At 38.9% G+C, this 12,739-nt stretch carries 4 protein-coding genes and 1 pseudogene; 2 read left to right on the forward strand and 3 right to left on the reverse strand.

Annotation, left to right across the window (positions count from 1 at the left end):
• Positions 1–112: 112 nt before the first annotated feature.
• From recD to recC, 3 genes are read right to left on the reverse strand one after another with little or no spacing between them, the layout of a single operon-like run.
• The gene (gene recD / locus GQR44_RS18945) at positions 113–2,293 is read right to left on the reverse strand and encodes an exodeoxyribonuclease V subunit alpha (RefSeq protein ID WP_240923748.1); all 2,181 of its coding nucleotides are present in this window, start codon (positions 2,291–2,293) and stop codon (positions 113–115) included.
• Positions 2,287–6,201: an exodeoxyribonuclease V subunit beta gene (recB, locus tag GQR44_RS18950; protein WP_166373226.1), complete on the reverse strand. Its 3,915-nt coding sequence runs from the start codon at positions 6,199–6,201 to the stop codon at positions 2,287–2,289. Before recB ends, recD begins: the two co-directional genes overlap by 7 nt.
• A 2-nt stretch (positions 6,202–6,203) precedes the next feature.
• A complete protein-coding gene (gene recC / locus GQR44_RS18955; RefSeq protein ID WP_166373228.1) occupies positions 6,204–9,656 on the reverse strand; it encodes an exodeoxyribonuclease V subunit gamma in 3,453 nt (1,150 codons plus the stop codon).
• A gap of 893 nt (positions 9,657–10,549) precedes the next feature.
• Between recC and GQR44_RS18960 the strand changes: the two genes are divergently transcribed.
• The gene (locus GQR44_RS18960; protein WP_166373230.1) at positions 10,550–10,804 is read left to right on the forward strand and encodes a hypothetical protein; all 255 of its coding nucleotides are present in this window, start codon (positions 10,550–10,552) and stop codon (positions 10,802–10,804) included.
• Between the two features lie 770 nt (positions 10,805–11,574).
• Positions 11,575–12,731, forward strand: a pseudogene (locus tag GQR44_RS18965) (IS3 family transposase).
• Positions 12,732–12,739: the final 8 nt, after the last annotated feature.

Raw genomic sequence — 12,739 nt, forward strand, 5'->3', positions numbered from 1 at the left:
TACCCATTGCCAAATTAAAACTGCTTGCTGTTTGCGAACATAACGGTTTTCTAAAATAGCCCTTGCTAGCATAGCGGCTTGCTAAAATAGTTATGTTCTCAGTAAGTACTCATTAATTTGTGCTTAATCGTTCGGTTAAACGGCTATTTCTACTTGCTCTATTCCTCACTGAACTGGCCACTAATGAAAGATCAGCAATCAGCGTTAATTGTTTTTTTGCACGTGTAATACCCGTATAAATCAACTCCCGATTCATCACAGGTAACGCATAGTCAGGCAAAGCCAGCAAGGTATGTTTAAATTCTGAACCTTGGCTTTTATGCACCGTCATCGCAAATACCGTTTGATGAGTAGGTAATCGACTAGGTTGAAAGTCAGCCACGGAACCATCGGGCATCACGAAATAAACCCTTAATTGCCCACTTTGATCTGCTAAACACACACCAATATCGCCATTAAACAATCCAAGGTGATAACTGTTTTCAGTCACCATCACAGGTCGTCCAAGGTACCAAGTTTGTGTGAGATCGAAACGACGTGCTAATAAACCCGCCTTTTGCAATATTTTTTCACAGCGATGATTTAGATTATCAACACCCCACTCCTGCTCACGCGTTGCACAGAGAATTTTAAAATCATTAAATTGCTGTAACAATTTTTTTGCTTGATCGCGGTTATCGTCATTAATCGCGCATATATCAGATAAATAAGGGCCATAACCCTCAATCACTAGCTGTTCAAAGATAGCATCACTTTGAGGGTCATTAGGATAATAATTTAGGTCATCGTATTGTTCACATAGTCGCAATAGTTTGGCTGCAGTAATGCCGCCTTTATTGATTGCCGATGCTAAGTAACCAATGCCGGAGAATTGATCAAAACGGTAGCTCTTTTTCAATAAACATAAATTATCCGACATTCTTGTTTGGGATACTGCTGTTTGGGATATTGTAGTTTTAGTCGTAGCAGCTTCGGATGCAGCAGCTGTCGCAATGTTTGCTTGATCTAATAAACTATCGAAACCAGTTAAATCTGCTAATTGCTGTGCTTTTTGTTGGCTATAACCCGATTCAATAAACGAACAAATATCACCTAATACTGCGCCCGCTTCAACGGAAGCTAATTGGTCTTTATCTCCGAGCAAAATTAAACGAGCATGATCAGGTAAAGCACTCAATAACTTAGCCATCAAAGGTAAATCAACCATAGAGGCTTCATCCACCAGCAGCAAATCTAATACTAACTTGTTGTGTTCGTGGTGACGAAAGTGGGCGCTATTATTACGTACGCCTAATAAGCGGTGAATAGTACTAGCATCAGTAGGAATAAGCTGTGCAACGGTTTTATCTAAATCTAAATCAGCTAATGCGTTAGTAATCGATTCCGTTAAACGTGCCGCCGCTTTACCCGTTGGCGCGACCATTTTTATCATTAAATCCGGTTCAGCATGTAATAACAAAGCTAAGAGTTTAACCACAGTGGTGGTTTTACCTGTGCCTGGACCACCTGAAATAACACAACGCGCAGAGGTTAACGCCAATGCCGCGCTTATTTTTTGCCAATCACAACGCACGTGATTGCTTATTAGTGTTGCTAATGAGTTTAAATCATCCGCGCAGTTTGCTTTACTGAAAACAGCGGCAACCGCTCCCCAATCAACGGCAGCATTATCGATAACATCTAAAAACTTTTCACATAAAATCTGTACCGATTGAGTGTTATCTTGTTGCCATGCCTGCCATAAATAAGTGTACTGAGGTTTAAACAACTGTTCTAAATATGCTTTGCTTTCTTCACTTACCTGTACAGCAATAGGCTGCAAAAGTTTATCTGAAATAAGTTGCTCAAATTCAGCGTAACGTGCCATGAATAAAGCGTCATACTGCAAGCGTAAAGGCGCATCGTCACCACAACAAATACTTTCATTTAAGGCATAATGCATTTGTTGTTGATCATGAAAAATACAAGACACCTGTAGACGCTCACTTTCAACCTTTGAATCGATACCAAGCTGCAAACAATGTTGATGAAACAAACTACCTATTTTATCGATAGGTAAACAAATATGACCGCCACCGAGTTGCTGACTCACTAGCGCAGCCGCTAATTGCATTAAATTATCAGCCCCTAATTGCGCCATAAATTTTGCAAAATGGAAGTCTATTGGGCGAATTTGTTGATTTAACTGGCAGCGCTTTAATAACGCTAACATATCCTGTTCACTTGCGCTGAGCTGTTCGCTTATGATCCCTTGTACCGACTTAGTGCCAAGGTTATTGTTTTTATCTAGCATGACAACTCCTCTCGCAGTTTTTCTGCGCTTAACTCACCGCTTAATAACTTATCTAATTTATCAATCAGTTCGAACTTTGGTTTAGTGAAATAAGAACCTGCATTGTGCTCTCCTTGCATTCCCCGTAAGAAGGTATAAAACACACCGCCAATATGTTGCTCGTAATCGTAATCATCTAAGCGTGATTTTAACAAACGGTGTAATGCCAAGGTATATAATTGATATTGAAAATCATAACGATGCTCAACAATTGCATCGGCCATGGCCTGTTCACTATAATCCGCGAGACTGTCACCTAAGTAGTTAGACTTATAATCCAATACAAAATATTGCCCTTGATATTCAAAAGTTAAATCAATAAAGCCTTTGAGCATGCCTTGCACTTGGTTGAACTGTAATAAACCCGCACGTGCCGATAAAGGGTCGTAATGAGTAATCAACTGGTTCACCGATGACGCTTCAATCGGTTGCATCGGAATAAAGAACTGCATCTCTACTTTCTTTTGCGCTTCACTTAATTGCGACAGCGATAACTCAGGGTATTCATTGGCAGCTAATTGGTGCGCTAAAATATGCGTTATCCATTCACTGACAATCGGCGCCCACTCTTCCGCTGGTTCATAACCATTAATAATTAAACGGTCCGTTAACCAAGGGATCAACTTATCTGCGGGGCTATCCTGAAAATCAATTTCTTCAAACAACTCATGTAAAAAAGTACCGTGTTTTGCACCACGCGGAAAACTAAATACATTATTAACTTGCTGCTCTTGCGCTACTAGAGTCGGTTGTAGTAACGAAGGTTGCTGTAACTGTTCTAAGGTTTGAACACTTTCTTCTGGAATTTTTTTGGTCTGTTTATCTTCAATGGTCGGCGCGCTATGGAAACGAGATAAAGCCGAGTAACTAGTCACCCACCAATTTTTTTCAATGTGCCCAACAAACTGCTGCGGTGCAATTAATTCAGCCGCTGATTGACTGGCCGCTTGATAAGTTTCACTCAAGGGATTAGGTGTATTACGAATACCAATATTTTTCGACATGTCACATACACTTTTTAATAAGTGTTGCAGTTTTTGGTCATCACCGGCCTGTAACTCTTCACCCGCTTTAACACATAAATAACCCAACGCACTTTTGGTTAACGGTGATACTTTAGCGCGTCCTCTTTTATAGGGGCCAATGCCTAAATAACAACGATAAACACTGCGCGTTAAACCGACATAAAGCAGTCGAATATCTTCCGCTAACAACTCTTTGGCAGTACTTTCTCTATTTGCTTCTTCGCCATTTAAATCAAATACTAAACGTTGTTGGTTATCGTGAAACAAACACTCTTTAGGTTCACGATATAAACCACTAAATGGAATAAACACAATATCGTATTCTAGCCCCTTAGATTTATGTAAAGTACTTACCTGTACTAGCTCTTTTTCACTTTCTAAGCGTTGTTTCTGCTCACCTTGCTCGTTTTTAGCATTATTTATCTGCTCGCTAAACCAACGTAATAACGCAAAGGCCCCTTCATACACCATGCTATTTTTTTGCAATAATTCAGCGAGATGTAAGAGATCCGTTAATGCACGTTCCCCTTGGTTTTGCGCTAATAAATTAGCGCTAATACCTTGCTCATGAAAACACTGTTGCAACATCACCAATATGCCACTTTCTTCCCATACGGTTTTATAACGCGCAAAGTCAGCAATTTTAGCTTCCCAACTGGCGGTGTCAGAAAAGGTAAAGTGAATTTGATAAGGGGTTAACGAAAACAATTTACAAGCAATTGCAGAACGTAAATAACGTTCATTACTTGGGTGCAAGCAGGCACTTAATAAACGCAACAAATCCTGCGCTAAAGTACTTGCAAATACACTCTCCTTCAATGACAAATACACACTATTAATATTTTCTTCTAATAACGCTTTACGAATAATGTTGGCTTCGTTACCGGTACGGACTAATACCGAAATGTTATTCGCTAGAATAGGTGATTTATTACCTTCAGAGTCTTCTAAATAAGCTTGGTCTTGCTGCGCCAATAACAATAACGCCTTAATCTCATTCACTGCGGCTTGTGCGCTTGCATATCGAAAGGCATCGCTACTTAAACCACCATTAATATGTAAAAACTGCAATGCTGTCTGTTGATCATCATCGGGGTTATTGACCACTAATTTTTTACGTTTAATGGGTGGCGCTTGCACAGGGAAAAAAGGAATATCTTGATCGTAAATAAACGGTGCGACTCGATGTTGGAAAAAACCGTTTACCGCATCAATCATTTCCGCACTGGAGCGATAGTTATTATCCAAACTATAATGCGCGGTGACCGCATTACGCGCTTTCATATAAGTAAAAATATCTGCACCACGGAAGCTATAAATCGCTTGTTTAGGGTCGCCGATCATAAATAAACCTGATTGGTCAAAGCGCGTTAATTGTTCTACTTGATCTATTCGCCCTTGAGCTTTAGTGCCGTCTTTAATTTGATCCGGCATATCATTCGCTGCGTCATCAATCGCATCATTAAGCTGATCATTATCAACAATAACTTGCGCATAAATCGTATCAAAAATGCGATATTGCACCGGGTCAGTATCTTGAAATTCATCAATCAATGCGATCGGATATTGCTGCTTTATTTGTTGCCCTAAATGCCCAGCTGGCGACACCTGCAATGCATGGTCTAAACGCGTTAATAAATCATCAAATCCTAACAACATGTGCTGTTGTTTGGTGTTCTGTAAATTCTCTTTTATCCAATGTGTCGCTTTAATCAATAAAGTATTTTTAATCGAAATATCTTGCTCAAGTAAGGCTTCAACTAATTCAAATGTTGCATGCGTTGGTGCAGCCCCTTTCTTCGTTTTATTAATTAACTCAGCTTGTGAAAACTTGGGTAAGCTTTTAGGTAGTGTTAAGTCCAGCTGGGTAGATAATGCCCATTCACTGACATTCTTAAACCATTCCGGTAAATTACGTTTACTATAACTTCGCTTGTCGACACCAGAATGCGTGATAATGTCTAAGTAATCATCCTTATCAGCATTCCAGGCTTGTTTAACCTGTGCAATGGCATTTAAACTTTTTTCATATTTACTTTGAAAATCAAAATCAGTAATAGCTGGAATAAACGTTAAATCATTGCGTGACAACCATTGCTGTAATTCTGATTTTAACGCTGCAGGGTTCGCCCAATAACCATAAATAACTTCCGTTAATGAAGTAGATAATTGATAAAAATGTGCACGCCAAAAGTCGTTACAGGCTTGGCTTAAAATTTCAGAATCGTCTTCTAATAAGGTTTGTTGAAATAAGCTACCTGACTCAAAGGCATTTTGCTGTAACATGCGCTGACAAAAACCATGAATGGTAAAAATAGACGCTTCATCCATTTGTAATTCAGCAAAACGTAGTAAACGAATATCATGTTCAAGGTTGGTGCTATCTTCAATCAATTGCTGGCAATAATCATCTTTACTACTGCCAGCAATAAACGCTAAACGTGTTTCACGAATACGCTCTCTAATTCGACTTCTTAGCTCTGCAGTAGCCGCTTCAGTAAAGGTCACCACTAAAATTTTATCTACGGTTAATGCCGAATGATGGGCAGTTTGGCTGCTAGCTTGACTAGTGCTTTGCATGGCACTTTGCTTAGTTTGCTCAGCACTTTGAATAGCATTTGTATTATCGCCATCTAACGGGGCATCGCCTTGCTTACCATGACCTAACAGCAAGCGAATAAATAAACTCGCAATGGTATAGGTTTTACCCGTACCCGCTGACGCTTCTATCAATCGACGCCCAAACAGTGGAAAGGTTAACGCCTGTAAAGGGGTTACAGAAATATCGCTATTGATCTCATCATTAGCTATATCAAGGTCGGGGTTTAAATTTTCTTCTACCATAATTATTCCTCTCCCCACTGTTGATAAATCAAATCATTCAAATTGCATAATAACGGCATAAAGACCTGTAATGCGATGGATTCAAAAGCTTGCCAATGGTCTTCAATGTTATCAAAAAGACGATTAATATAAGGGTCATTGGCTTCGGCATAACCTCGACTATTATTAAACACTTTTAAAGCTGCTTGTTGGCCAGCTGCACGAGTATCAAAACTGAGTTCATCTAATACAAAAACATTAGCTTGTAATTGACAAACGGCCTCACACCATTGGTAAGCGCTTTCAACAAAAAACGGTAAGGCTTGCTGTAAACCCAGCTCATATAACGCTAACAGTTCCGATAAACGTTTATGCGCATAATCCGCAGGGATCTCTTCAAAATAATGCCCCTTAGTTTGACCAAATAAAGTCGCATTTAGGTGTTGTCCGTGCACAATGCAATAACTCAAATGTTCAACCCAAAGTTTTAATAAATCTTTACCTTTAATATTGCCCGGTTTAATGCGTACTAATCCATTTTCACAGTGGTCATCTAATGCACCAATTAAGCGTTTATTATCAAAGGGAATATCGACCTGTATTTGCTCAATATCGCCAATGAAATAACCACTATAAACGCCAGCTAAATCCACCATTACCTGCAAATCTTTATTAAAGATCAAGGTAGCAAATTCACCAACGGGTAACTTACCCTGTGCTTGTAAACCCACATATAACTCAGTTAATGCTTGATCATCTAAACCATTTTCAAATTGCTGCTTTTTAAGCATATATTGTTGCAGGTTATCTAAGGCAAAGGGCTCGTCGTTTTCTTGGTCAATTTCATCAATCTCAAAATACACATTCAAGCCTTGATTAAAAAATGCGCGACAAGGATTTTGTAAAAAGCGAATCAATGACGTTAATTCAACGTGGTCACTTTGTAATAAAGGTAACGGTTGGTTAATTTCATCTTCCGCTACAGGCACTTTTGTTAATGCCTGCCACCAAGATTGTTGATAGGTTTTTTGCTTACCTTGAAAGTATTGCTCACTAAAACTCTGCATAGGATAGTGATGCGTTAATGACGCTAATAACGCTTTTTCTAGTTGCCCACTTTCTAGCTCGCCGCTTGCAATTAAACTCACCGATTGACTAGCAAGCCTGAAACTCTGCTGAATATAATTGAGCAATTCACTGACTAACACACTGGGCATTTTTTCACTGTTATCACTGATATCTTTACCAATATAACTCACATAAAAGTTCGATTGCGCCGATAGCAAGGCTTCTAAAAACAGATAACGATCTTCATCTCGACGTGAACGGTCACCACGCTTGCGGTGCCCAACCATTAAATCAAATCCCATGGGTAATAAAGAACGCGGATATAATCCATCATTCATCCCTAACAAACATACCACTTTAAATGGGATAGACCGCATTGGCATCAGCGTACAAAAGTTAACTTGCCCAGCTAAAAAACGTTGGCTGTTAGATTGGCTAGAAAGGTGTTCTTGTAAATACTCCACCAGCACCATTAAGGCTAAGGGTTGATCAAATTTAGCCTGCGCCGTTTGTTCCGTCAGCGCTTGCATTTGCTGACGAATTTGGCTAAATAAAGCACTGTTATCTTCATCTTCAAGATAAAAATCATCAATCAACTGATTAATAAACAACTGCCATTCCGCGCAACTAACTTCTTGGTTTAAATTAGTTTCTAACACAATTAAAGTATCAACAAACTCAATAAAGCGGCCTAACAAATCTCCCTGTAAACCCTGAACTTCATCGTAAGGCGCAATGCCTTCAAACAGATTGTCGCTCATGGCATAACCGAGCAACATACGTTTTAAACCAAACAGCCAATTATTTTGCGTTAATGCAGGCAGCTCCCATTGGGTTGCCGAATTATCATTAAGTCCCCAACGAATCCCACTTTCAGTGATCCAGTGTTGTAATAAATCAAACTCATCTTGCTTAATAGCAAAACGATTTAAAATAGCCGGCACTTCTAGCAAGGCTAAAATATCTTCGCGTGTATAGCGACTTTGTTGCAAGTTCAATAACTGTAAAAAACTCGCCAGAATAGGATTCTCTTGCTGCGCACTGACATCTGAGATAGAAAAAGGAATGCTGATACTGCTACCCGAGCGACTGAACACGGCTTCAACATAAGGCGCATAGGCATCAATATTTGGCACCATCACAATAATATCTTTAGGTGTGAGCTTTTTATCCTGCTCAAACATAGTCAATAAATTATCGTGTAATACTTCCACTTCACGCATCACGCTGTGGCAAGCATGTAAGCTCAACGAGTTATCGTCATCACTAATTTCAATACGCAGCGTGGGATCAATTAAGGTTTGTGCAGAACTATCGGCTAAATCTAAAATATCCGCCTGAATATTGTGTAAAAGACTATCGCGGTCAATATCCACAAAGGCATCAATCTCTTGTTGTTCAAGGCTATACAATTGGTATAAAAAATCACGCCCCATCTTACCCATTGACGCCAGTAAAGGGTTACCCACTTCACTTTCCACATCACCACTGCTCGCCCAGGCTAAATGCGCCGCATCTTTTTGCCAACTCGTCGCCGTTAGTTCCGCAACAGCGCCTGCTTCAACACCGACTTTTGGACGCGATTGCGCAAAACGTTTTGCAAGCAGTTTAGGGTCAACAATGTCACCCCAATAATAACGACAAGGATTGGTTAATAAAAAATGCACATCACAATGTTCTGCCAAACCTAATAAGGCCTGCAGGTACGATTCAGGTAGAGAGGAGATACCAAAGACAAAAATACGTTTTGGTAAATGGCTTAATTCAGCCGTTGTTTTAGTCTCGAGTGTACTTAAAAAATCTTGGTACAAACCCGCACGGTGATAGGCTTTGCCCTGTGCTTGAAACCCTTCTTTAATACTACTGACCAATAAACGCCATAACTTAGCTTGCCAAAGATGTGCATCCAACCAATCTGGTTGTAAGTGTTCTAAGCTCACTTGGTTATCTTCAAGTGTTTCCCAGTTATCAATCCATTCCGGTCGATACACTAAATATTGGTCAAAAATATCCGCAATTTTGCCACTTAACTGAAAGCGTTTACGCAGGTGTGTGTCATCCTGCAGATAATCTTTTAAAGCAGTGAAATCTTCATCTTCCAAACAGTCAGGCAACAACTTCATTATTTGCCAGGTCATGGATTGTTTATTAAAGGGGCTGTTATCGGGCACATCCTGTAAAACATGTTTAAATTGCTGCCAAATAAAACTCGCTGGCAGCGGAAAATCGATATTCGCCGCGATCCCCGTTGATTGCGCAATCTCTAATTGCAGCCATTGCGCCATACCCGGACTTTGCACGAGAACAGTTTCATTTTCAAAAGGATGACTTAATGGCGATTGCTTCATCAGCGCCAACACCAGCTCTTTCAGCAAGCTTATTTGATTGGAATGGTAAACTTTAAACACACGCGTCACCTTTTAAAAAAGTTTTTTACATCATACCCTTATATAACATAACTATGCGTATAGTTTGAAGCATAGTCTTTAGAGAAGTGATGGAAAAAGTCAATTTAATTGTTGTGTTGGTATAGAACATAAACTATCTCATTAATTATCAATATCTAAAGCATACTTTGAGAGTGTAACTACAAATGATAAAGCTATTAGTTTCGTTCTCAAAATATTGATGGCTGTCAAACGTGATGCTTATTTTTAATTTTTTTCCTCATTAATTGGGAGTGTTAATCGTGTAAGTATTCAAAATCCAGTTTAAAAGTATGAATATTACAACATTCAAAATGAAAGACTTGAGCCCATTCTTTTTTTAGCCTGCTTGTTTTGACTTCACCTCATTCCCATGGTCCTCCGTGGGAATGCATCGCTTTTTATTTATCCGTTTTTCTCGTCTGCGCTCGTCGAAGCTGATTGATATTTCCTGCTTTGTGTTCCGCCCTAACGGCGACTTTACTTTCTCTAGACCAGTAGTGACCTATACCTACAAAGAACCCAAAGAAACTGAAACCAATCACTTCCTAATCCCCTAAAAAAAGTACTGTTATAACGTATCTACTCTTGCTGGCCACCATGCCCAGACCGAACCTAAGCCAAACATCCTGTTTGTATTTTATTGATAAAATAGAAGAGCTATTCAATAGTTTTACAACAAAGAAAATATGTTTACTTGTAGATCCTATGGTATTTGCAATATTTTCATCGTAAATATTACATTTTGTCGTCTTTCTACATGACTTATATTTCATATTTTATTTTAAATTATTGATTAAAATGATAGTTGCAGTAGTCTAAGTCTATTATTAATCATTAGATGTTTGCCATCTTTCCGCGGGAAAGGTGACATTTTGTTATCTAATAAGATGTTATATTTCTCACGAGGTGTTATGGAAGTCACGGAGTTAACAAAAATAATTTTCGGCATTATTACTGCCATTGGCACAGTTGCCCTTACTTATTTTAATTTGAGTCAAACGAGAAAAGTTACAGCTGAGTTACTTGAAAAGTTTGATGTTGCAATTGAAAAGAATCAAAAGCATTCGGTGACAGAACTTTTCCGCTTAATACATGGCTTACGTATGAGTTATTCAGATATTTTATAACTCATTGAGCATGATGAGTGTACAAAAATAATATATGCCCTGAAGAAAACACCTGGAATAGTCTGCTATCAAAATGGAGAGTTCCAATATACTTCAATTGGTAAAAACTCTGTTTATAAATTCTTTGATATTTGGACAACTAGATTCTCTATTGGTGCATTTAGTACAATTACTCTTGGTGGTTTTTTGTTTTTAGTTTTCAGTGAAGGGAGTGCTTCAGTACTTGGCTTTGTATGCATGATCATATTCGCATACTTGCTTGGAATTCAGTTGAGGCAAAACCGTTATGATAAAATGATTACAAATTTGGTAAATACCGAAATATAACAAGTCAAATTAACAAGGACTAAAAACAGTTGGCTATCGCTCATGCCTCACTCATTTTATCCCACAATTTTTAGCCTGTTATTATGGGCGTTATATTTTTATTCATTATTTAACTATTAACAAATTGTTCAGGAGTAAACATGAAAAATGAAAGGTTATGTTATTTCTTCGGAATAATATGTTTTTACTCATCGGCAACCTCCGCAGATATTGTTTGGCAAATACATGATTGGGGGCAATCTATCATAAAGAATTCAGCTGAACCATTGCGCATCCTGCTGATATGAATGCCCCTTTAACAAGAGATAATCCTTATTATATTTTCAATGCTACGGTTTCGCTTTCTACTGATAATAAACAAAGAGTTTATTTTGAAATTTATTCTGGTCTAATTGAACTGGACACTTTAATTTTGGATAATACTATCCACTAAAGAGGTGAACATGAATACGAGAAGACAATACAAAACTTATACCAGTGAATTTAAAACTGAAGCATTGGCATTAGTCAGTGAACAAGGCTATAGCGTTCAAGAAGCTGCTTCTGCTTTAAACATCACGACTAGCTTGCTTTACAGTTGGAAACAAAAAGCAGAGCAACATGCTAACTCAACTGTAGATTCAGATGAACGTGCTGAATTACTTGCCTTACGCAAAGAAGTTAAACGACTGCGTATGGAGAAAGAAATATTAAAAAAGGCCAGTGCCTTCTTCGCAAAAGAAATGAAGTAAAGTATCGGTATATTCGAGCGAGTCGCTCTAAATATCCCATAAAATTGCTTTGTAATGCATTACAAGTGAGTCGTAGTGCATTTTATGATTGGCTTGAACGCCCCGCTAAAGTCATCCGTGAAGAAGAGCTGAACATGTATCGAGCAGCACGACAGTTATTCAAGCGAAGTCGCGGTAGCCTGGGCTCTCGCCAGTTATGCAAGAAATTAAGAGAAGCGGGCTTTAAGGTGGGTCGTTATCGTACACGTAGTATCATGCGCAAGCTAAAGCTTGTCGTCGTACAGCGCCAAGCATATAAGGTAACAACAAAGCGTAAACATACAGATAGTGTTGCTGATAACCTATTGGGTCAGCAGTTTAACCCTAAACAAGAGAATCTAGTGTGGGCTGGCGACGTCACCTATTTGAGGACCAATCAAGGTTGGATGTATTTAGCCATTGTCATGGATTTATACTCTCGTCGGGTTATTGGCTGGTCTATATCTGGCCGCATGACGGTTGATTTAGTTGAACGCGCATTGCAAATGTCGATTAATATCAGGCAACCTAAAGCGGGTTTGATGTTCCACAGCGATCGTGGTTCTCAATATACTAGTGGGCGATTTAATCGATTATTGAGTAAGCATAAAATAATAGCCTCAATGAGTAGCGTGGGAGCTTGTTTAGATAATGCAGTTGTTGAGCGGTTCTTCGGCAGTCTTAAGAATGAATGGTTATTAAATATTGTTCACTTAACGCGTGAAACGATGAAGTTAGATGTTGAAGAATATATCCGCTATTACAACCATGAACGGCTTCATACAACACTCGGAGATCTAACTCCGATTAACTATGAAAAATTACAAAGTCAGGTGTCCAGTTGTGCTTGACCAGAATA

Origin of the sequence: Psychromonas sp. SA13A, assembly GCF_011378715.1 — a bacterium.
Classification (GTDB): Bacteria; Pseudomonadota; Gammaproteobacteria; order Enterobacterales; family Psychromonadaceae; genus Psychromonas.

Coding starts and splice junctions, on each gene's coding strand:
- recD (WP_240923748.1), bottom strand. CDS start 2,293: ATGCTAGATAAAAACAATAACCTTGGCACTAAGTCGGTACAAGGGATC.
- recB (WP_166373226.1), bottom strand. CDS start 6,201: ATGGTAGAAGAAAATTTAAACCCCGACCTTGATATAGCTAATGATGAG.